The sequence below is a fragment of the Streptomyces sp. MMCC 100 genome (genome assembly GCF_041538145.2).
GTDB lineage: Bacteria > Actinomycetota > Actinomycetes > Streptomycetales > Streptomycetaceae > Streptomyces.
The window spans coordinates 2,254,893-2,275,744 of the sequence record NZ_JBGORK020000001.1; the positions used below are offsets into that span (position 1 = coordinate 2,254,893).

A 20,852-nucleotide genomic window follows, 5' to 3' on the forward strand; every position below is an offset into this window, starting at 1 on the left:
AGCTGGTCGTAGAAGCACTAACCGATGGGCGAGGGGTTACGCATGACCGACACCGGCCAGATCCCGGGCGAGGGGCTGCCGGAGAACGCAGGCATGGTGGAGCAGCCGGGCGTCCCCGCACCCGGCGCGTACACCTACCTCTCCGAGGCCACCACCGAGGACGAGGACCTGTTGTTGCTGCCGGGAGCCCAGAGTGCATGGGGCAACGAGGTCGCGCCGCCGGCGCCGGAGCCGGTCGTCGAGACCGTGCACCAGCCCGGCCCGCACGAGATGTCCGGCCGCGACAGCGGCTCCGTCGACCTCAGCGGCGTCCGCCTGCCCGACCCGGCGCAGGACCCCGTGTCCGCCCCGGCTCCGGCACGCAGACCCCTCCACCTCGGTCCGCCGATCCCGGACACCTCCGCCAGCCCGGTCCGCTCCCTCGCCGACCGCGGCCCCGCCGACGCGCCGGTGCGGCATCCCGGCCCGCCGACCGCGGGGCCCGAGTACCTCGACGTCCCACCGGCCGCCGCGGTGACCCCGCAGGCGGCGGCGCCCTGGGGCGCACAGCAGGTGGCACCGCAGGCCCAGGAGGTGCCGGTGAACACCGGGGCGGGGCCTGCGGAAACGGTTGTTCCGCTACCGGAGCAGGCACCCGAGCCGGTGGGCGCGGCCCAGGCGCTCGTCACCCGCGTGGCGACGGAGGCCGTGGCGGCGACGGGCGTGGCGGCCCCGGGTGCCGTGGAGCCCGGCGAACCGCGCGAGGAGTCCGCGCCGGAGGCGGCGCAGAACGGGCGGGGCGGACAGGCTGAACAGGACGGTCCGGCCGTGCCCGCCGTGCAGGAAGCCCCCGCCGTATCGCCGGCACCGAACGCCGACGCGGAGCAGGCCGCCGCTCCCGAGCAGGAAGCCGTACCGACTCCCGAGGCGGTCACCGCGGAGCCTGTCACGGAGGCCCAGGAGGTCCCCGTGACCCCGGAGGTCCAGGAGGCTCCCGCGATCCCGGAGGTCCAGGAGGCCCCCGAGCAGTCGGCTCCGGGGGATGCGCCGGCAGCGGCACCGGAGGGACTCGAAGAACCCCGGACGGCCGACGTCGCAGAGGCCCCCGCGTCGCAGGAAGCCCCGCCCTCCGAGGCGTCCGGGGCCGAGGGCGCCGACGCCCGGACACCGGACGTGCCCGCGGCCGTCGGGGCATTCGAAGCGGCCGCGCCCGAGCCGTCCGCGGCCCCGGAGCAGCCCGCGCCCGTGCAGGAGGAGCCCGCGCAGCCCCAGCCGGTGGCGCAGCCCGCCCCGGAGGACGCAGCACCGCACCCGCAGCCGGACGTCCGGCCCGCGCCGCAGTTCGCCGTCCCCCAGCCGGACCCGGAAGCCGCGCAGCCCGCCCCGGAGGCACCCGCACCGCAGCCGGCCCAGGGCCCCCAGTCCCTCGTGGACACCGACGTACCGCAGGAGCAGGAGCAGGAGCAGGAGCCAGGGCAGGAGCAGGAGGTAGCCGTGGCCGAGGGCACGCCCGAGTACGTCGGGACCGATGCGCCCGCCACCGGCGCCACCGCACAGGAGCCTCTGCCGACCCAGGCCCAGGTCCAGGCCCACGCCCAGGCCCACGCCCCTGCCGCCCCGGAACCGCACCCCGGCCGGCCCGTGGGCCAGTTCGTGCCCGTCGACGGCGGCCAGGTGCCCACCACCCCGCACCTCGCGCCCACGCCGCCCGAAGCCGTTCTGGTCCCGCCGGAGGCACCGGCACCGGAGCAAGTCACCGCGGATGCGGTCGCCGAGGAGCCAGTCGCCGAGGAGCCGGTCGCCGAGGAGCCGGTCGTCGCCGGCCCGACGGCCGCGGTACCGGCGCCGCGCGAGGCCGACCCCGAACTCCTCCAGAGCGCCGACGACCTGGACACCCGCGGCGCCGGCCCGGAAGACCACGCGGCCGGAGCGGCGGATGCGACGGAAGCGCCCGACACGGCTCACGCGGAGCCCGCGCCGCAGGAAGTGCCCGCTCTCCAGGAAGCACCCGCGACGCAGGAAGACCCGCACGAGGTGAGCGCGGCCGCCGAGGCGGAAGTACGACAGCCCGCCGGCCCGGCGGCCCCCGCCTACGACGACGCCGAGCGCGAGGCCGTACTGAAGGTCATGCGCGAGCGCCGCGACATCCGCAACGGCTTCCGCAGCGACCCCATCCCGCACGAGGTGCTGCTCCGGGTCCTGGAGGCCGCGCACACCGCGCCCTCCGTCGGCCACTCGCAGCCCTGGGACTTCGTCGTCATCCGCTCCGCCGACACCCGCCGCGCGATGCACGAACTGGCGATGCGTCAGCGCGACGCGTACGCGAAGTCGCTGCCCAAGGGCCGGGCCAAGCAGTTCAAGGAACTGAAGATCGAGGCCATCCTCGACACCCCGGTCAACATCGTCGTCACCGCCGACCCGACCCGCGGCGGCCGGCACACCCTCGGCCGCCACACGCAGCCGCAGATGGCGCCGTACTCCTCCGCGCTCGCCGTCGAGAACCTCTGGCTCGCCGCCCGTGCCGAGGGCCTCGGCGTCGGCTGGGTCAGCTTCTTCGACGAGCGCGAGATGGTCCGCGCCCTCGGCCTGCCCGAGCACCTCGACGTGGTCGCCTACCTGTGCGTCGGATACGTCGACGAGTTCCCGGACGAGCCCGAGCTGATGCAGGCCGGCTGGTCCAAGCGCCGCCCGCTGTCCTGGGTGGTGCACGAGGAGACGTACGGCCGTCGCGCCCTGCCCGGCGAGGCGCCGCACGACCTGCTCGCCGAGACCGTCGCGCAGATCCGCCCGCTGGACGCCAAGGCGCTCGGCGAGGCCTGGGAGCGGCAGAAGCGGATGACCAAGCCGGCCGGCGCGCTCGGCATGCTGGAGATCATCTCCGCCCAGCTGTCCGGACTGTCCCGGCAGTGCCCGCCGCCCATCCCGGAGCCCGCGGCCGTCGCGGTCTTCGCCGGTGACCACGGCGTGCACGCCCAGGGCGTCACCCCCTGGCCGCAGGAGGTCACCGCCCAGATGGTGGCCAACTTCCTGGGCGGGGGAGCCGTCTGCAACGCCTTCGCCACCCAGGTCGGCGCCGAGGTGTGCGTCGTGGACGTCGGGGTCGCCACCGACCTGCCCGCCACGCCGGGCCTGCTGCCGCGCAAGGTGCGCGCGGGCACGTCCGACATGACCACCGGCGCCGCGATGACCCGCGAGGAGGCCAAACAGGCCATCGAGGTCGGCATCGAGACCGCCCGCGACCTGGTGGCGGCCGGCAACAAGGCGCTGCTCACCGGCGAGATGGGCATCGCGAACACCACCGCGTCCGCCGCGCTCATCTCCGTGTTCACCGGCGCCGACCCCGCCGAGGTCACCGGCCGCGGCACCGGCATCAACGACGAGACGCTGGCCCGCAAGACCGAGGTCGTCCGGCGCGCCCTCGAACTCCACCAGCCGGACCCGGCCGACCCGATCGGCGTGCTCGCGGCGATCGGCGGCTTCGAGCACGCGGCCATGGTCGGCCTGCTCCTCGGCGGCGCCTCCCTGCGCACCCCGGTGATCCTGGACGGCGTCAGCGCCGGCGCCGCCGCCCTGGTGGCCCGCGCGATCGCCCCCGAGGTGCTCGCGGCCTGCATCGCCGGTCACCGCAGCGCCGAGCCGGGCCACGTCGCCGCACTGAACAAGCTGGGCCTGCGACCGCTGGTCGACCTCGACCTCCGCCTCGGCGAGGGCACCGGCGCGCTGCTCGCGCTCCCGATGGTGCAGAGCACCGCGCGGGCCATGCACGAGGTGGCGACGTTCGACTCGGCGGGCGTCACCGAGAAGTAGCCGAGAAGCTGCCGAGAAGCACCAGGAGCAGCGGTCGCACACCGCCGGGGGCCCGGGCCCGGGCCCCCGGTCCGGGCCCCCGGCGGCCTGACGCGGTCGCTCCCGCGGCCCGCACCCGGCGACCGGGGGTCCAGCCACCGGACCAGCGGTCCAGCCACCGGACCACGTGGGGCCGCACAAGCCACCCCGCCGTAAAATCCGCACGTCAGCGCCACCGCCGCAAGAGGAGCCGTCCCCTCATGGCCGAACACCCCGCCTACCCCGTAGGCCTCCGCCTCACCGGCCGTCGCGTGGTCGTCCTCGGCGGCGGACAGGTCGCCCAGCGCCGCCTGCCCGCCCTCATCGCGGCCGGCGCCGACGTCCGCCTCGTCTCCCCGGAGGCGACCCCCTCCGTCGAGGCCATGGCGGACGCGGGCGAGATCACCTGGGAGAAGCGCCCGTACGCGGAAGGGGACCTCGCGGACGCCTGGTACGCCCTGATCGCCACCAGCGACCCCGAGGCCAACAACACCGCCTCCGCGGAGGCCGACCGACACCGCGTGTGGTGCGTCCGCTCCGACGACGCCGACCGGGCCACCGCGTGGACCCCGGCGACCGGACACAGCGAAGGCGTCACCGTCGCCGTGCTCACCACCGACGCACGCCACCGCGACCCCCGCCACACCGCGGCCATCCGCGACGCGGTGGTGGAGGGCCTGCGCGACGGCACCCTCGTCGCCCCGCACCGGCGCACCCGCACCGCCGGCGTCGCCCTGGTCGGCGGCGGCCCCGGCGACCCGGACCTGATCACCGTCCGCGGCCGCCGCCTGCTCGCCGAGGCCGACGTCGTCATCGCCGACCGGCTCGGCCCCCGCGACCTGCTCGCCGAGCTGCCGCCGCACGTCGAGGTCATCGACGCGGCGAAGATCCCGTACGGCCGCTTCATGGCCCAGGAGGCCATCAACAACGCGCTGATCGAGCACGCCAAGCAGGGCAAGTCGGTCGTACGGCTCAAGGGCGGCGACCCGTTCGTCTTCGGCCGGGGCATGGAGGAGGCGCAGGCGCTCGCCGAGGCGGGCATCGCGTGCACCGTCGTCCCCGGCATCTCCAGCTCGATCTCGGTCCCCGGCGCGGCCGGCATCCCGGTCACCCACCGCGGCGTCGCCCACGAGTTCACCGTGGTCAGCGGGCACGTCGCCCCCGACGACGAGCGCTCCCTCGTCGACTGGCCGTCCCTGGCGAAGCTCACCGGCACGCTCGTGGTCCTCATGGGCGTCGACAAGATCGGCAAGATCGCCGAGACCCTCGTCGCGCACGGCAAGTCCCCCGACACCCCGGTCGCCCTCGTCCAGGAGGGCACGACGGCCGCCCAGCGCCGCGTCGACGCGACCCTCGCCACGGTCGCCGAGGCGGTCGTCGCCCAGGAGGTCAGGCCGCCCGCGGTCATCGTCATCGGCGAGGTCGTCGCCGTCGGCCCGCACGGGACACTCTGACATGGCCGACCTCGTCACGATCGACGACCCCGACGACCCGCGCCTGCACGACTACACCGGCCTGACCGACGTCGAACTGCGCCGCCGCCGCGAACCCGCCGAGGGACTCTTCATCGCCGAGGGCGAGAAGGTCATCCGCCGGGCCGGCGAGGCGGGCTACACGATGCGCTCGATGCTGCTGTCCGCCAAGTGGGTCGACACCATGCGCGACATCATCGACGAGGCCCCGGCCCCGGTGTACGTCGTGGACCCGGCTCTCGCCGAACGGGTCACCGGCTACCACGTGCACCGCGGCGCGCTGGCCTCGATGCAGCGCAAGCCGCTGCCCACAGCCGCCGACCTTCTGACGGCCACCCGCCGCGTCGTCGTCATGGAATCTGTCAACGACCACACCAACATCGGGGCGATCTTCCGGTCCGCCGCCGCCCTCGGCATGGACGCGGTCCTGCTCTCCCCGGACTGCGCCGACCCCCTTTACCGGCGCAGCGTCAAGGTCTCGATGGGCGCGGTCTTCTCCGTGCCGTACGCCCGCCTCGACGTCTGGCCGGCCGGTCTGGCGACGGTCCGCGAGGCGGGTTTCACGCTCCTCGCCCTCACCCCCGACGAGCGGGCCGAGCCCCTCGACGCGGTCGCCCCGCACCGCATGGACCGGGCGGCCCTCATGCTGGGCGCCGAGGGCAGCGGTCTGTCCCGGCGCGCCCTGGCGGCGTCCGACACGTGGGTCCGCATCCCGATGTCCCACGGCGTCGACTCCCTGAACGTCGGCGCGGCGGCCGCGGTCGCATTCTACGCGGTGACGGCGGGACGCCCTTCCGCGTGAGGCCGGGCGGCGCCGCTGACCGGAGCCGCCTCGTGCGCAGCCGAGACCCGCCCGCCCGGCGCCCGGCCGGTCCGCCTCGTTCCGAAGGCGGCTGTTACAGCCCGGGCGTCCGCTGCCCCGGAAGGCCGCCGGGAACGTCCACCGGCTCCTGCTGCGCCGCCGCGCGCACGCCGCCCCGGTCGTCGCCGAGCCCGCGCGAGGGACCCTGACAGCCCTGTGCGGCGGCGATGCCCAGCGCGACCAGCAGCGTCACCACCACGAACACGAACAGGCGCTGCCGCAACAGCCGCGGATTGGCGGGCCGCCGCCAGCCGGTCCCCGTCGTCCTCGGCGCCGTACGGCCGGCTCCGCTGCGGGGCGCGGGCCGGCCACCGTCGCTGCGGGAGGCGTTCCGGCCGGTCGTGTCGCGGGCGGACGGCGTGGGCCTGGAACCGGACCGGGCCCCCGTACCGCCCCGCGACGGCGTGCCACCGCGCGAGGGCGCTCCGCCGCGCGCGGGCGTTCCACCCCGCGACGGAACGGAACCGGAACCCCGGGACGCGGGTCCCCGCGACCCCGACGTGCCGCGCGGCGCCGGAGTGCCCTGCGCACCCGCCCGGCCCTGCGGACGCCGCTGGGCACGCTCCGGGTAGGTGTCGGCGAGCCGGCCCGTGGCCACGTCCGCCTCACCACTGCGCGGTGCGGGCGGCCGCACGTCGGCCACGCCCTGGGCCTCCCGGGCGGCGATCTCCTTGAGCCGCAGCGACAGTTGCAGGGTGCTGGGGCGTTCCTCGGGGTCCTTCGCCAGGCATGCCCGCACCAGCGGGGCGAGCGCGTCCGGGACGCCCTGCAGCTGGGCCTCCTCGTGCACCACGCGGTACAGCATCACCTCGGAACTGCCGTGCCCGAAGGGCGAGTCGCCCATCGACGCGTACGCCAGCGTCGCACCGAGCGAGAACACGTCCGTCGCCGGCGTGACCGCGGCCCCGCGCACCTGCTCCGGCGCGAGGAACCCGGGGGAGCCGACCGCGGTGCCGACGTGCGTGAGCGTGGAGGCGCCGGTGGCCCAGGCGATGCCGAAGTCGATGATCCGCGGCCCCTTCGGGGACAGCAGGATGTTGGACGGCTTCAGGTCCCGGTGCACCACCCCGGCCTCGTGCACGGCGACCAGACCCTCGGACAGCGCGGCGCCCACGGCCGCGACGTCGGCCGCGCCCAGCGGGCCCCCGTCCACCACCTTGTCGTGCAGGGAGGGGCCGGGTACGTACTGCGTGGCGAACCAGGGCCGGTCCGCCTCCAGGTCCGCGGCGACCAGCCGCGCGGTACAGCCGCCCCGGATCCGCCGGGCCGCCGAGACCTCACGCGCGAACCGCGAACGGAACTCCTGGTCCTCGGCCAGGTCCGGCCGGATGACCTTCAGCGCGACCCGCTGCCCCTTCTTGTCGGAGCCCAGGTAGACCACGCCCATTCCGCCCGCGCCGAGCCGCCTGTGAAGCCTGAACGAGCCGACGACGCGCGGGTCCTCGCGCCTCAGGCGCATCATCGCCATGTTCATCCCCGCTGCCCGGTCCCTGTGACGTGCCACAGCTTACGTTTCCACGACCGCCCGCGCGCAGAGGCCGCGCCCTCTCGGGACAACGGATTGTCAGTGCCCGGCGCGAGAGTTGAGGCACGGTCAGCGACCGCGAGGACGGACCGGCCACGCTCCGGCCATGATCCCAACCGGCCGCCGAGGCGGGGGGATTGGGCCGGGCGAGGGCGATCGGACGGGGACGGCCGGGGAGGGCGGGCAGAGGCCGCGCGACTGCGCCGCGGGGACCGGCGGAGCGCGGCCCGGGGCGGGGTCGCAGGCGTGCGGGGAGGGGGCCGAAGTGAGCGAAGTCACCGGACAGCCCGGAGATACCCGGACACGCTGGGCACCCCGTCCGGGAAGACCCCGAGACCCGGGAGCCGGTCTCCACCCAGGGGAGTACGCGGCAGGTCGTGGCTCATCCTCCGGGAGGCCCGGCAATCGGTACGAGGGCATGACGTCCGGCGATCGCCCGACGCATAGATTTGAGGTCAAGCGGCGGGTGCAGCACTCGTCCCCCGAGGTCAGACACCCGCCGCTGCAGCGAGACAACGAAACGAGTCAACGAAACGGTCAGGAGAGGGACCATGGCCCAGACGGTTCCGCGGACGCTGGTCCGCACACGGGAAAGCCGCCGTCAGGGCCGCCGCCACCCCGCGGTGGCGACGCTCATGGCCCTGCCTCTGGCGGTCCTGCTCCTCCTCGTCTTCGACGGGTGGGAGACAGTGGCCACACAGGCGTCGTCCGTGGGTGTGGTGCTGGGGCGCTGAGCGGCGACCCCAGGCCCGGAAGAGCGGTCCGGGCGGGGACATCCATCCATGAAACCCCGTGGGGACGGGGGTGCGGCGGACGGCAAAATGCCGGCGCAGCTGGGGAGCTGCGCCGGCATTGCTTTTCCCTCCCGGACGTCCGAGGCACATCAAGGACGTCCGGGACGGAGGGGCGCGTCGGCCTCGGCGGGGCGACGGGAACCGAGGCGGCACGGCCCCGGCCCAAGACACGGACGGCACCCGCGTCGGCGCGCCACGCCCTGCGTACCCTCACCCACGTGACCACGGACGCCCCCGCACTCCTCCCCGCCCTCGAGGCCCGCGTCAGGGAAACGGCTCACGCCCGCACCCCGGCCTGTCCCTGCTGCGCGGCCACCCTCGCCGACCGAGCCGACGCCACCGTCGTCCGGCACGCCGGCACCGTCGCCAAGGCCCACGCCGCGGACGCCGACCCCGACGGGCTCTCCCTCCGTGTCACCGCCGCGGCCCGCCTCCCCGGCGTACTCCTGCCCCCGCTCGCCCCGGCCCCCGTCGTCCTGCACGGGCGGCTCGTCACGTACTGGCCCTATGGCATGCCCGTGGACCCGGAGGATCCGGACGCGGCACCGTGGGAGGCCGCGGCCACCCTCCTCGCCCGCCTCCACCGCACCGCCGCCCCCTCCGCCGTACCGCCCATGCGCGGCCCCGTGAAGGCGGCCCAGGCCGTGGCCCGGCTCCGGGACACCGCCCCCCGCCACCCCGCCACCGCGCCCGTACTGTCGGCCTGGGCCGCGCTCCCCGCCTGGGCGCGCGGCGCGGCCGCCATGCCGGACACCGTCACCCTCTGCCACGGCGACCTCCACCTCGGCCAGCTCATACGCCATCCCGCCCCCGACGGCCCCTGGCTGCTGATCGACGTCGACGACCTCGGCACCGGCGTCCCGGCCTGGGACCTGGCCCGTCCGGCGGCCTGGTACGCCTGCGGGCTGCTCCCGCCCGAGGAGTGGCACCGCTTCCTGACCGCCTATCGCGCCTCCGGCGGCCCCGCCGTGCCCGCCGACGGCGACCCCTGGCCCGCCCTGGACGTCCCGGCCCGCGCCCTCACCGCGCAGACCGCGGCCCGGGCCGTCACCAAGGCGGTCCTGGCGGACCGGCCGCTGGACGAGGTGGAGTGCTCCCTCGTCGACGCCTGCGCGCGCATGGCGTCCGTCCGGCCCGAAGCCCCACGGGGTTGAGCCGAAGTTCCGCCCAGTAGGGTGCAACCGACCCGCGGCGGGACAGAGTCTGTCCTGGCGATACGCGAAGCAGGACCGACCGGCGAGGAGTTGAGCCGAGCATGCAGTGCCCCAAGTGCCACGCACCGATGCACACCTACAACCGCAACGGCGTTCAGATCGAGCAGTGCAGCGGCTGCCGCGGCATCTTCCTCGACTACGGCGAGCTGGAGTCGCTGACCCGCCTTGAGGCCCAGTGGTCCCAGCCCGCTCCGCCGGCCCCGCCCGCCGCTCCGCAGGCGTACCCGGCGGCCCAGCCTCCGGCGTGGGGCGCCCCGCACGGCGGCCACGGTCACTACGGCCACCACCGCCAGAAGAGCTTCGGACGCATGCTCTTCTCCAGCTGATCCAGCCGGGCCGGCTGATCCGCCGAGTGCGGGCCCGTGCGGACGGGCCCGCCCGGGTGAGCCCGCGCACGACGAAGCCCCCGGCCGTTCGAGACGGCCGGGGGCTTTGTTCCGTGTGGACGATACTGGGATTGAACCAGTGACCTCTTCCGTGTCAGGGAAGCGCTCTCCCGCTGAGCTAATCGTCCTGGGAGTGCTGCGATGGAGCAGAGTACTGCGTGCGCGATACTGGGATTGAACCAGTGACCTCTTCCGTGTCAGGGAAGCGCTCTCCCGCTGAGCTAATCGCGCGGGGATCCGTACGGATCGGTGATCCTAGCGGATCAGTGGACGATACTGGGATTGAACCAGTGACCTCTTCCGTGTCAGGGAAGCGCTCTCCCGCTGAGCTAATCGTCCTTGGAGGTGGAGACGGGATTTGAACCCGTGTAGACGGCTTTGCAGGCCGTTGCCTCGCCTCTCGGCCACTCCACCAGGAGTGTAGGAGGCCCGGGAGGCCCCCTGTTCCTGCGAGCGGACGACGAGGCTCGAACTCGCGACCTCAACCTTGGCAAGGTTGCGCTCTACCAACTGAGCTACGTCCGCCTGTCGGTTCGGTCCGCTTGCGCGGCCCGGCGACGTGATGAACTCTAGCGGATTCCGGAGCCAGTACAAAAACGCGTTTGTGCAGCGTGCTGCGGTGCGTCCGCTCGCGGACCTGGTCAGGGCACCCGGAAGGACACGTTCGGGTCACCTGGGGGCCACCGGCCTAGACTCGAGAGCGTGCTCGACCTCCCTCCCCTCGCCCGCTTCGGCGACCGTCTGGCCACCGGTCTCCTCGACGTCACGAGCGATCCCGCCGCCCTCGACTCCGAGGGGTTCTGGGCCGTCTGCGCGGACTTCGAAGGCCGTCTGACCTGCGCACGCTTCGCGGAGGTACGGACCGAGCCGGTGCCCGCGCCCACCCCGGGAGCATGGCGGGGCCCCGCCGTCGGCGACTGGACGTCCTCCCTCGACCGCGCCGCGTACACGACGGCCGTACGGCGCATCCGCGAGCACATAGCCGCCGGTGAGGTCTACCAGGCCAACCTCTGCCGGGTGCTGACGGCGCCGATCGGCCCGGACGCCGACGTGGACGCGCTCACCGCCCTGCTCGCCCGCGGCAACCCGGCGCCGTACGCAGGAACGATCCGGCTGCCGGAGCACGGCGTCGAGATCGCCACCGCGTCGCCCGAGCTGTTCCTGCGCCGGGAGGGCCGGACGGTCGAGTCCGGGCCGATCAAGGGGACCGGGCGGACCGAGGCCGACCTGCTGGAGAAGGACTACGCCGAGAACGTCATGATCGTGGACCTGGTCCGCAACGACCTGGGGCAGGTCTGCGCCACGGGCACGGTCTCGGTGCCCGACCTGTGCGTCGTGGAGAAGCACCCCGGCCTCGTCCACCTGGTGTCCACGGTGCGCGGCGAGCTGGGCGCGGGTACCGGCTGGCCGGAGCTCCTCGACGCCGCCTTCCCGCCCGGTTCCGTCACCGGCGCGCCCAAGTCGAGCGCGCTGCGGATCATCGACGCGCTGGAGACCGCGCCCCGGGGCCCGTACTGCGGGGGCGTCGGCTGGGTCGACGCCGACCGGGGCACCGGCGAGCTGGCCGTCGGCATCCGCACCTTCTGGATCGACCGGGCCGGCGACCCGGCCGCGGGGCGGCTGCGCTTCGGCACCGGCGCCGGCATCACCTGGGGATCCGACCCGGAGGGCGAGTGGCGGGAGACCGAACTGAAGGCATCCCGGCTGCTCGCGGTAGCGTCGGGGGCGTACGAGGCGAACGTGAGTGGAGAGGCACTGGCGACGTGAAGATCTGGCTGGACGGCGGGTTGCAGGACATCGAGGCTGCCCGCGTCTCCGTGTTCGACCACGGACTGACCGTGGGCGACGGCATCTTCGAGACGGTGAAGGCGGTGGACGGCAGGCCGTTCGCGCTGACCCGGCACCTGGACCGGCTGACCCGCTCGGCCCGGGGCCTCGGCCTGCCCGACCCCGACCTCGACGAGGTGCGCCGCGCCTGCGCCGCCGTCATCGAGGCCAACCCGATGCCGCTCGGCCGGCTCCGCATCACCTTCACCGGCGGCCACGGCCCCCTCGGCTCGGACCGCGGCGAGCAGGGCACGACCCTCGTCGTCGCCCTCGGTGAGACCGGCCGCCGCCCCGACTCCACCGCCGTGATCACCGTGCCCTGGACCCGCAACGAACGCGGCGCGCTCACCGGCCTGAAGACCACCTCGTACGCGGAGAACGTCGTCGCCCTCGCCCGCGCCCGCGAACGGGGCGCCACCGAGGCGCTGTTCGGCAACACGGTGGGACAGCTGTGCGAGGGCACCGGGTCGAACGTCTTCGTCGTCCTCGACGGCGAGATCCACACCCCGCCCCTCGCCTCCGGCTGCCTCGCCGGGATCACCCGCGCCCTGGCGGTCGAGTGGACCGGGGCCCGCGAGACCGACCTCCCGCTGGACGTCCTGGACCGCGCCGACGAGGTGTTCCTGACCTCGACACTGCGGGACGTACAGGCCGTGCACCGCATCGACGACCGCGAACTGCCGGGCGCTCCGGGGCCGGTGACCGCCAAGGCCATGCGCGTCTTCGAGGAGCGGTCCGGGGACGACCTGGACCCGTAGAGCGCCGGAATTCGGCTGCCCTTTCCGCCCCCGGTGGGTAGAACTGCCGTGATGACGACGACCCTGCGGCCGACCGAGCCGCTCCAGCGCGCCGCCGACGGGACCCGTTCGCGCCAGTACCAGGTGTGCGTGAACAGCCGCCCCGTCGGTGTGCTGCACCTCGGCACCTCACGCGAACTCGGCGACTCGGTGGCCGTGATACACAAGCTGCGCGTCGACGGGCCCGACCGCCGGCGCGGCCGCGGCACCGTGGCCGCGCTCGCCGCGGAGGAGGTGGCACGCGGCTGGGGCTGCCGGCTGATGGAGGCGGACGTCGCCGGCGACGCCGAGGCGGGCACGCGGCTCGCGGAGGCGCTCGGCTACGTCCTGCGGAACCGCACCATGACCAAGCCGCTCGGCGACACACCGCCCGCCCTGCCCGAGGGCAGCCGGGTCCGGCCCATGACACCGCAGGACTTCACCGCCTGGCAGGCGTACGAAGCGGAGCAGTACGCCCGGACCTGGATGGAGCGGGGCGTGCCCGAGGCCGACGCGCGCGCGAAGGCCCGCCGCGATCACGAAGTGCTGCTGCCCCAAGGGCCGGCCACCGAGAACATGCTGTTCAGCGTGTTGGAGCACGAGGGCGAGCGGGTCGGGATCCTGTGGCTGGCGCTGCGGGAGGACCGGGCCTTCGTCTTCGACGTCGAGGCCGAAACGGCCCACCGGGGCCGGGGACACGGCCGCACCCTGATGCTGCTGGCCGAGGCCCAGGCGATCGCCGCCGGCCGCCCGCTGATCGGCCTCAACGTCTTCGCGGGGAACACCGCGGCCGAGCGGCTCTACGAGTCGCTCGGCTACCAGACCACGCGGTACAGCTACTGCAAGCAGCTGCTGTGACGGCGGGCGGCCGGGTCCGGCCGCCGCTTCCGCCTCAGCCCCGCTGCTCGGCGAGCAGCCGGTCGGCGATCTCCTCGACGCGTTCGCGCAGGCCTTCCTGGCTCTTGCCGCCGTCGAGGCGCTCGCCGCCGATCACGTACGTGGGGGTGCCGGTCACGCCGATCGCCTTGCCCTCGGCCTGGTCGGCGTCGACGATCAGAATGTGCCGGCCGTCGATGAGCGCCGTGTCGAACTCCTCCGCGTCCAGTCCCAGTTCCCGGGCCACCTCGACCAGGAGGGGTTCTCCCTTGCGGTCCAGCTCCGCGACGCGGCCCAGGACGGCTTCGGCGTACGGCCAGCCCATGCCCTGGGCGACGGCCTCCTCGGCGGCCTGCGCGGCGGCGAAGGCGTGCTTGTGCTTCTCCAGCGGGAAGTGCCGCAGCCGCACCTCCAGGCGGTCGCCGTAGCGGGCGCGCAGGGCACGGAGGTCGTCCAGGGCGCTGTGGCAGTCCGGGCACTGGAGCTCGCACCAGACATCGAGGACGGGCGCGGCGGGACGGGCGGGGGAGGAGTCGCTCATGCCCCCCATCCTCCCAGTCCGCGGCGCGCCGCCCCAACCGGCGTCGTACGCCGCCCACCGGCACCTGCGGAGGAGCCGACCCCGAGATCTCCCTGATCTCGGGACTCCGGCATGGCCTCACGGGGGGCGGACGGTGCAGGATGGAAGGGACGAAGTACTCATGCCCGACCGAGCCCAGCCTGGAGGACCGGATGATTGCCGAGACCGTCTGCTCCGCGGTGTCCGCGGCGGGCCTGGGCATCGCGGCGGTCACCGCGTACCGCAGGCGTTTCCTCACCGCCGCCCGTATCGCCGCCTACTCGCTGGTCCCGATCGGCCTGGTGATGACCGGAGTCGTGGAGTGGCTGGCCGACACGGCCTTCAGCCCGGTGGCCTGGGCCGGCTTCGGAGTGCTGGGCGTGGCCTGGGTGCTCTTCATGACCACACGCGCCGTGGAGCGCCGCCGCGGCGGCACCCGCAAGGAGCGCAAGGAGGCCCGGGCCGCCGCACGGCGCGACGCGGTGGCTCCGGGAGCCTCCGCGCCGTCCCTCGGATCGGGTGCCCGGCCGGCCGCCGAGCCCGCGTCCCGGTCGGCGAAGGCGTCCCGGGGCGGTGACGACGACTTCAGCGACATCGAGGCCATCCTCAAGAAGCACGGGATATGACGCCCGGCGCCCGGGACACGAGGACCGGCGCCCAGGGCTGAAACGACACAGCGGTCCGAGGCCGACACCGTGCGCTCCTAAATGATCACGATCCGCCCGGACATCGCGACATTCAACGAACTCCCGGTCTTCACGGGCGTGTTGATCGCGTGGACATCGCCCGCTGCGTCATCATCGCGGCGAGATGCCGGACACCACTCAGCTGGACTCCCAGCTGGACACGAGACAGAGCGAAACCGCGCGGACGCAGGACGAACCACGCGGCTGCCTCTTCGCCCTTTCCCAGCCACCGCTCATGATCTTCCTTGCGGTGATCGGGTGTCTGCTGCTCATGGCTGCGTTGCACGATCTGCTGTTGCTGTGAGCCGTACCCGCGCTCCCCGGCGCCACCCGCCGGGGGCCGCGTCGCCCTCCGCGCATCCGCGGCCACCCAGGTCCTGAACAGGCGCGTCAGCCCGCCGCCTCTTTGCGCCGGGCCCGGTAGGCGGCCACGTGCAAGCGGTTTCCGCAGGTGCGACTGTCGCAGTACCGCCGTGAGCGGTTGCGGGACAGGTCGACGAAGGCGCGCCGGCAGTCGGGGGCCTCGCAGCGCCGCAGCCGCTCCTGCTCCCCGGCGACCACGAAGAACGCCAGCGCCATCCCGCAGTCCGCGGTCAGATGGTCCGCGACGGAGGCGCCGGGCGCGAAGTAGTGGATGTGCCAGTCGTAGCCGTCGTGGTCGGTGAGCCGGGGCGTGGTGCCGGCGGCCGCGACCAGGTCGTTGATCAGCCCCGCCGCTGTGCGCGCGTCGGGGGCGGCGAAGACCGCCGCGAACCGCCCGCGGATCCTGCGTACCGCCGAGAGGTCGAGTTCCGAGAGCACACCGACGTCGCTGATTTCGTGCGTTCCCACGAATTCCTGGAGGGCCGCGACGTCCGGCAGCCCGTCCGGAGCCGATTCGTCCTCCGGCACGGTGTTCACCAGATCCACCACGGTGTCGAGCGCGCACCGGGTGTCGTGGGTGATCAGCACGTTTCGCTCCCTGGCCTGGGGGTCGGGCGGGCGCCCGCCGATGCTGGCCGATGGTAGTGGCTCGCGCGGCGGGCGAAGCGGCCGCGATCCGGTCCCGGTCGTCGCCCCGCCCCTTCAACGGAGTCCGGTCCGCCTTCGTTCCCGCCGCCGCGCACGCAGCGGCGCCGCCCCCGCGGAGGTCCGCGGCGACGACGCCGGTGTGTGCCGTATGCGGTTGTCCGGGCCCGTGCCGTCACCCCGAGTCGACGGCGACGGGCGGCTTCACGCGGGGCCCCGCCCTAGCTTTCCGCCAGGATGTGCGAGAGCTCCTGATCGAGATCGAAGTGCCGGTGTTCCGTGCCGGGGGGCACGGCGGCGTCTGTGCGCTTCAGGAAGGACTCCAGGGCCCGCGCCGGGGCCTCGAGCAGTGCCTCGCCCTCCGGGGAGCTGAGAGCGATGCACACGACGCCCTGGCCGTGACTGCGCGACGGCCAGACACGGACGTCGCCGGTCCCGGTGGGACGGTGGAGACCTTCGGCGAGGAGGTCGCGGGCGAACACCCACTCGACGGTCTCCTCGGCTCCGGTGTGGAAGGTGGCGTGCACGGCGTAGGGGTCGGCCGTGTCGTACCGCAGGCCTGCGGGGACAGGCAGGGAGGACTCGCTCGACACAACGAGGCGCAGGTGCAGCTCGCAGCTGACCGTGGTGTTCATAAGCGCCAGGGCCTTTCGCTCAGTGTGCGCTCGGGGATTCGCACGTCGGCGAAATCGACATGCCACCTACGGTGCCGTTGTAAACCCCTCTGAGTGTTTTGCGTGCCTTTACGTAACTCTTCCGGCCGAGAGATCGTTCGGGTCGTACGCCCATTCCGGTGACAGGTTTCGCTCCGGTAGTGTTTGGCCGTATGAACACGGGGAGTAACAAGCCGGGCGAGGCGGCCGTGGCGGCAGACCGTACGGGGACGGACGAGGCCACGGCCGAGCGGGCACTCGGTTCGCGGGCACCGGAATTCATCAAGGCGCGCCGGGCCCTGCACGTGAGCTGGCAGGTCGGCGTCTTCATCGTCGGCCTGGCGGTCGTGGTGGCCGGCATCATCATGCTGCCGCTGCCCGGACCGGGCTGGGTCGTGATCTTCGGCGGCATGGCGATCTGGGCGACCGAGTTCGTCTGGGCCCAGCTGGTGCTGCGCTGGACCAAGCGCAAGGTCACCGAGGCGGCGCAGCGTGCCCTCGATCCGAAGGTGCGGCGCCGGAACATCATCCTGACCTCGATCGGCGTGGTGATCATCGCCGTGCTGGCCGGGATCTACCTGTGGAAGTTCGGCCTCGAGATGCCCTGGAAGATCAAGGACCAGTGATCGCCCGCGGGGGTGCGCCGTCGCGGCCCCCGCTGGTCACGGGCGCCCCTGACATGGGGTAATGTTCTTCCTGCGTCCGGGCGATTAGCTCAGTGGGAGAGCGCTTCGTTCACACCGAAGAGGTCACTGGTTCGAACCCAGTATCGCCCACCGGATCATCAGGCGGCCCCGTTCACGATCGTGAGCGGGGCCGCCTTCGTGTGCGGTGCGTCCGGGCTCCCGGGCGTTCCGCCTCCGCCCGCCTTCATCCAACCGTGACCTTCCGCGCCATCCGCCCCGGCGGTCCCTCACGCGTTCGGCCCGTCGGTCACACGGCGCCGACCTGTATGTTCTTCCGGCTGTCGGCCGGGGGCGGTGGGCGGGTGCCGTCGCCGCCACGCGGCGGCGTCCGTGAATTCCTGTCCGAGTCATTGACGCGCCCCCGGCCCCTCCGTACCTTGTGCCAGCAAGCGCTTACTTGAAACGATTCATGGACGAAAGCGTCGTCGTGGGGAGGCTCGTATGCAGCAGGGCGGGAATGCGGAACGGCAGGCCGGGAGGCGGACGGTCCTCAAGGCGGCGGGGGCTACGCTGGCCGTCGCGGGGCTGGGGGCCACGGCCACCGCGTGCGGCGGCGGCAGCGGTTCGGGGGACGGAACGGTGACGATCCGTTACTCCTGGTGGGGTGCCGAGGACCGGGCGGAACGCATCAACAAGACCATCGCGCTCTTCGAGAAGAAGTATCCGAAGATCAAGGTCAAGACCGACTTCCAGCCGTACACCGACTTCTGGAAGAAGTTCAACACCCAGGCCTCCGGAGGGAATCCACCGGACGTCTTCCAGAATGCCATCGGATTTCTCCGCAAATACGACGCCAAGAATGTCCTGCTCGATCTGAGCGGGCAGGTCGAGGCGGGAAACCTCTCCATGGACGGATTCCGCGCGGGCCTGGAGAAGTTCGGCGAGATCGACGGCAAACTCCTCGGTGTGCCCGTCGGTTCCAACTCGATGGCCCTGGTCATCGACAAGCCCGTCTACACCCGGGCCGGCATCAAGCCCGAACAGGGCTGGACGTGGGACGACTTCGACGAGGCGATGACGAAGGTCCGCGACAAGACCGGCCGGGCCGGCGACAGCGGCATGTACGGCGTCATGTACCTCTACGACCTGTACCTGCGTCAGAACGGCAAGGCCTTCTTCACCGAGGACGGACTCGGCTTCACCGAGGCGGACCTGACCACCTGGTGGACCAAAGCGGAGAAGGGCGTGAAGTCCGGACTGTTCGCCGATCCCAAGAAGGTCGCCCAGATCAAGCCCAAGTCGGCGCTCTCCGCGGAACTCGCCGGCAGCGAGTTCACCTGGGACAACTTCACCGTCCGCTACACCTCCGAGGGCAAGAGCGAGTACGGGCTCGCACCGATCCCCACCACGGACGGCAAGAAGACCGGCCAGTACCTCGGCTCGCTGATGCTCAGCGCCTACAAGCGCACCGAGCACCCCAAGGAAGTCGCCCAGTTCATCGACTTCATGGTCCACGACCCCGAGGTCGCCAAGATCATGGGTTACGACCGCGGTGTCCCCACCACGCAGACCCAGTACGACGCGTACCGGCCGACCGACCCGGTCAACAAGGCCATCGCCGCCTACGAGGAGTCGCTCGTCGAGGCCGGTGTCCTGGAGCGGATCACCCCGCACCCCAACGGCGCCGACATCTGCGAGGCCGCGTTCCTGCGCATCGCCGAGGAGATGGCGCTCGGCTCGCGGTCCGTCGAGGAGGCCGTCAAGCAGTTCTTCACCGAGTCGAAGACGGCTCTCGCCGGCTGATGGGAAGCGCCGTGACACACGCCCCCGCGATGGAGGGTCCGACGGACTCCGAGCCGCGGCACGGTCCGGTGAAGTCCCCGCGCCCTTCCGGGCAGAAGCGGCGGGGCCGCCGGGAGAACCTGGCCGGATACCTCTTCATGTCCCCCTGGATCGCCGGGTTCCTGCTGCTGACGGCGGGCCCGATGGCCGCCTCGCTCTACTTCGCGTTCACCGACTACAACCTGTTCGACGCGCCCCGGTGGATCGGCCTGGACAACTTCTCCGAGATGTTCGGCGACCCGCGCTGGCGCCACTCGGTCCGCATCACCCTGTGGTACGTCGTGGTCGGCACGCCGATCAAGCTGATCGCGGCACTCGGCGTCGCGCTGCTGCTGGCCCAGAAGCGGCGCGGCCAGGCCTTCTACCGGGCCGCGTTCTACGCGCCGTCGCTGATCGGCGCGAGCGTGTCCGTAGCCATCGTCTGGAAGGCGATCTTCTCGGACGACGCGGTCGTCGACCGTACCCAGCGGCTCCTCGGGATCGACGCCGGCGGCTGGACCGGCGACCCGGAGCTGATCATCTACAGCCTGGTGGCGCTCACCGTCTGGCAGTTCGGCGCCCCGATGGTCATCTTCCTGGCCGGTCTGAAGCAGGTGCCGCGCGAGCTGTACGAGGCGGCCGACGTGGACGGCGCGGGGAAGCTGCGGCAGTTCTGGAACATCACCCTGCCGATGATCTCCCCGGTCCTCTTCTTCAACGTCCTGCTGGAGACGATCCACTCCTTCCAGATCTTCAGCTCGGCCTACATCGTCGGCGGGGGCGCCGGAGGCAACGCCTGCGGCCCGGCCGACGGCACGATGGTCTACACCTGCTACCTGTACGTCCAGGGCTTCGAGAACAGCCGCATGGGCCTGGCCTCCGCCATGGCGTGGATGCTGCTGGTCGCGGTCGCCCTGGTCACCGCGGTGCTGTTCTGGTCCCAGAAGCGCTGGGTGCACTACGAGGAGGGCGGCCGATGAGCGCGCAGGCCACCGACGTCACACCGGCCACGGATGTCCCGCCGCCCCGGTCCACGCCGCCCCGGTCCGCCCGGGCGGCCGTGCTCCGGCGCAGGCTGCCCGGGTCGCTCGCCTGGCACCTCGGATCGCTGGCGATCCTCGCCGTGATCCTCTACCCGGTGCTCTGGGTGATCGGCGGCTCCTTCAAGGAGAGCGGCGACATCGTCGGCAGCCTGGACCTCTTCCCGGGCGACCCGATCACGTCCAACTACACGAGTCTCGCCGACGGCATCGCGGACATCCCGATCTCGACCTTCTTCGTCAACTCGCTCTTCCTCGCTGTCGGTTCCGTGGTCGGGATCGTGGTGTCCTGCTCGCTGACCGCGTACGCCTTCGCGAAGATCAGGTTCGCCGGCCGCAACGTGCTGTTCACCCTGATGATCGGCACCCTGCTGCTGCCGTACCACGTGCTGCTGATCCCGCAGTACGTGCTCTTCCGCAACCTGGACATGATCAACACGTACACCCCGCTCCTGCTGGGGAAGTACCTGGCCACCGAGGCGTTCTTCGTCTTCCTGATGGTGCAGTTCATGCGCAACCTGCCCAGGGAACTGGACGAGGCGGCCCGCCTCGACGGCTGCGGGCACCTGCGGATCTACTGGTCGATCGTGCTGCCGCTGTGCCGGCCGGCGCTGATCACCAGCGCGATCTTCACCTTCATCAACTCCTGGAACGACTTCATGGGGCCGCTGATCTACCTCAACGAGCCCGGCAAGTACACGATCTCCCTCGGTCTGAAGATGTTCGTGGATCAGGAGGGTCTGGCGAACTACGGCGGCATGATCGCCATGTCGCTCGTCGCCCTGCTGCCGGTCCTCGCCTTCTTCCTGGCCTTCCAGCGCTATCTCATCGACGGCATGGCGACGTCCGGCTTGAAGGGCTGAGGTGACTGGGGTGACCGAGGTGGCTGGGGTTACCGGGACTGGAGTGACTGATGTGACTTG

19 protein-coding genes and 6 tRNA genes are annotated in these 20,852 nt (G+C 72.7%); 16 read left to right on the top strand and 9 right to left on the bottom strand.

Features of this window, described 5'->3' with window-relative positions:
• Positions 1-42: 42 nt before the first annotated feature.
• The 3 genes from cobT to ABS735_RS10410 all read left to right on the top strand — a co-directional run bounded on the left by cobT (position 43) and on the right by ABS735_RS10410 (position 6,078).
• On the top strand, positions 43-3,786 hold the full coding sequence (cobT, locus tag ABS735_RS10400; RefSeq protein ID WP_373906376.1) for a nicotinate-nucleotide--dimethylbenzimidazole phosphoribosyltransferase: 3,744 nt from the start codon (positions 43-45) through the stop codon (positions 3,784-3,786).
• A 239-nt stretch (positions 3,787-4,025) separates the two neighbouring features.
• Complete coding sequence (gene cobA / locus ABS735_RS10405; RefSeq protein ID WP_373906375.1) at positions 4,026-5,258, top strand: uroporphyrinogen-III C-methyltransferase; 1,233 nt, start codon at positions 4,026-4,028, stop codon at positions 5,256-5,258.
• Position 5,259: 1 nt separating this feature from the next.
• The gene (locus tag ABS735_RS10410) at positions 5,260-6,078 is read left to right on the top strand and encodes a TrmH family RNA methyltransferase (RefSeq protein WP_373906374.1); all 819 of its coding nucleotides are present in this window, start codon (positions 5,260-5,262) and stop codon (positions 6,076-6,078) included.
• Positions 6,079-6,172: 94 nt separating this feature from the next.
• On the opposite strand, the gene ABS735_RS10415 is transcribed toward ABS735_RS10410, so the two are convergent.
• The gene (locus ABS735_RS10415; RefSeq protein ID WP_373906572.1) at positions 6,173-7,612 is read right to left on the bottom strand and encodes a serine/threonine-protein kinase; all 1,440 of its coding nucleotides are present in this window, start codon (positions 7,610-7,612) and stop codon (positions 6,173-6,175) included.
• 602 nt (positions 7,613-8,214) lie between these two features.
• On the opposite strand from ABS735_RS10415, the gene ABS735_RS10420 reads away from it, so the two are divergent.
• From ABS735_RS10420 to ABS735_RS10430, 3 genes are all read left to right on the top strand, one after another.
• Positions 8,215-8,397, top strand: coding sequence for a hypothetical protein (locus ABS735_RS10420; RefSeq protein ID WP_007443462.1), 183 nt, complete (start codon positions 8,215-8,217; stop codon positions 8,395-8,397).
• Between the two features lie 278 nt (positions 8,398-8,675).
• On the top strand, positions 8,676-9,611 hold the full coding sequence (locus ABS735_RS10425; protein WP_373906373.1) for a phosphotransferase family protein: 936 nt from the start codon (positions 8,676-8,678) through the stop codon (positions 9,609-9,611).
• A 101-nt stretch (positions 9,612-9,712) separates the two neighbouring features.
• Positions 9,713-9,997 (top strand): TFIIB-type zinc ribbon-containing protein, encoded by a 285-nt coding sequence (locus ABS735_RS10430; RefSeq protein WP_373906372.1) that lies wholly within the window; start codon positions 9,713-9,715, stop codon positions 9,995-9,997.
• 116 nt (positions 9,998-10,113) lie between these two features.
• On the opposite strand, the gene ABS735_RS10435 is transcribed toward ABS735_RS10430, so the two are convergent.
• From ABS735_RS10435 to ABS735_RS10455, 5 genes are all read right to left on the bottom strand, one after another.
• Positions 10,114-10,185: transfer RNA gene (locus ABS735_RS10435), tRNA-Val, on the bottom strand.
• A 31-nt stretch (positions 10,186-10,216) separates the two neighbouring features.
• Positions 10,217-10,288 (bottom strand) — tRNA-Val (locus ABS735_RS10440).
• A 36-nt stretch (positions 10,289-10,324) separates the two neighbouring features.
• Positions 10,325-10,396, bottom strand: a tRNA-Val gene (locus ABS735_RS10445).
• Position 10,397: 1 nt separating this feature from the next.
• Positions 10,398-10,471 (bottom strand) — tRNA-Cys (locus ABS735_RS10450).
• Between the two features lie 38 nt (positions 10,472-10,509).
• Positions 10,510-10,582 (bottom strand) — tRNA-Gly (locus ABS735_RS10455).
• A gap of 177 nt (positions 10,583-10,759) precedes the next feature.
• Between ABS735_RS10455 and ABS735_RS10460 the strand changes: the two genes are divergently transcribed.
• Genes ABS735_RS10460 through ABS735_RS10470 form a run of 3 tightly spaced genes read left to right on the top strand, consistent with a single transcriptional unit; the run spans position 10,760 to position 13,518 of the window.
• Positions 10,760-11,824 carry a chorismate-binding protein gene (locus tag ABS735_RS10460; RefSeq protein WP_373906371.1) on the top strand — a complete coding sequence of 355 codons (1,065 nt, stop codon included), beginning with the start codon at positions 10,760-10,762 and terminating at the stop codon, positions 11,822-11,824.
• Entirely contained in the window at positions 11,821-12,642 is an 822-nt protein-coding gene (locus ABS735_RS10465; RefSeq protein ID WP_373906370.1) for an aminotransferase class IV, read from the top strand. The genes ABS735_RS10460 and ABS735_RS10465 overlap by 4 nt, the downstream gene beginning before the upstream one ends.
• 51 nt (positions 12,643-12,693) lie before the next feature.
• Positions 12,694-13,518 carry a GNAT family N-acetyltransferase gene (locus ABS735_RS10470; RefSeq protein ID WP_373906369.1) on the top strand — a complete coding sequence of 275 codons (825 nt, stop codon included), beginning with the start codon at positions 12,694-12,696 and terminating at the stop codon, positions 13,516-13,518.
• A 34-nt stretch (positions 13,519-13,552) separates the two neighbouring features.
• On the opposite strand, the gene ABS735_RS10475 is transcribed toward ABS735_RS10470, so the two are convergent.
• Positions 13,553-14,077 carry a DsbA family protein gene (locus ABS735_RS10475; protein ID WP_373906368.1) on the bottom strand — a complete coding sequence of 175 codons (525 nt, stop codon included), beginning with the start codon at positions 14,075-14,077 and terminating at the stop codon, positions 13,553-13,555.
• A gap of 191 nt (positions 14,078-14,268) precedes the next feature.
• On the opposite strand from ABS735_RS10475, the gene ABS735_RS10480 reads away from it, so the two are divergent.
• Positions 14,269-14,721 (top strand): hypothetical protein, encoded by a 453-nt coding sequence (locus ABS735_RS10480; protein WP_373906367.1) that lies wholly within the window; start codon positions 14,269-14,271, stop codon positions 14,719-14,721.
• A gap of 184 nt (positions 14,722-14,905) precedes the next feature.
• Complete coding sequence (locus ABS735_RS10485) at positions 14,906-15,085, top strand: hypothetical protein (protein ID WP_373906366.1); 180 nt, start codon at positions 14,906-14,908, stop codon at positions 15,083-15,085.
• 86 nt (positions 15,086-15,171) lie between these two features.
• Here the strand turns inward: ABS735_RS10485 and ABS735_RS10490 are convergent, their stop codons facing one another.
• Both ABS735_RS10490 and ABS735_RS10495 read right to left on the bottom strand, forming a co-directional pair.
• On the bottom strand, positions 15,172-15,732 hold the full coding sequence (locus ABS735_RS10490; RefSeq protein ID WP_153180712.1) for a CGNR zinc finger domain-containing protein: 561 nt from the start codon (positions 15,730-15,732) through the stop codon (positions 15,172-15,174).
• A 278-nt stretch (positions 15,733-16,010) separates the two neighbouring features.
• Positions 16,011-16,424 carry an SsgA family sporulation/cell division regulator gene (locus ABS735_RS10495; protein WP_004002642.1) on the bottom strand — a complete coding sequence of 138 codons (414 nt, stop codon included), beginning with the start codon at positions 16,422-16,424 and terminating at the stop codon, positions 16,011-16,013.
• Positions 16,425-16,615: 191 nt separating this feature from the next.
• Here ABS735_RS10495 and ABS735_RS10500 point away from each other — a divergent pair, with 191 nt between their 5' ends.
• The 5 genes from ABS735_RS10500 to ABS735_RS10520 all read left to right on the top strand — a co-directional run bounded on the left by ABS735_RS10500 (position 16,616) and on the right by ABS735_RS10520 (position 20,792).
• Positions 16,616-17,068 (top strand): TIGR02611 family protein, encoded by a 453-nt coding sequence (locus ABS735_RS10500; protein ID WP_373906365.1) that lies wholly within the window; start codon positions 16,616-16,618, stop codon positions 17,066-17,068.
• A gap of 78 nt (positions 17,069-17,146) precedes the next feature.
• Positions 17,147-17,218 (top strand) — tRNA-Val (locus ABS735_RS10505).
• A gap of 351 nt (positions 17,219-17,569) precedes the next feature.
• Positions 17,570-18,871, top strand: coding sequence for an ABC transporter substrate-binding protein (locus tag ABS735_RS10510; protein ID WP_373906364.1), 1,302 nt, complete (start codon positions 17,570-17,572; stop codon positions 18,869-18,871).
• The gene (locus ABS735_RS10515; RefSeq protein WP_373906363.1) at positions 18,871-19,869 is read left to right on the top strand and encodes a carbohydrate ABC transporter permease; all 999 of its coding nucleotides are present in this window, start codon (positions 18,871-18,873) and stop codon (positions 19,867-19,869) included. Before ABS735_RS10510 ends, ABS735_RS10515 begins: the two co-directional genes overlap by 1 nt.
• Positions 19,866-20,792 carry a carbohydrate ABC transporter permease gene (locus ABS735_RS10520; protein WP_373906362.1) on the top strand — a complete coding sequence of 309 codons (927 nt, stop codon included), beginning with the start codon at positions 19,866-19,868 and terminating at the stop codon, positions 20,790-20,792. The genes ABS735_RS10515 and ABS735_RS10520 overlap by 4 nt, the downstream gene beginning before the upstream one ends.
• Positions 20,793-20,852: the final 60 nt, after the last annotated feature.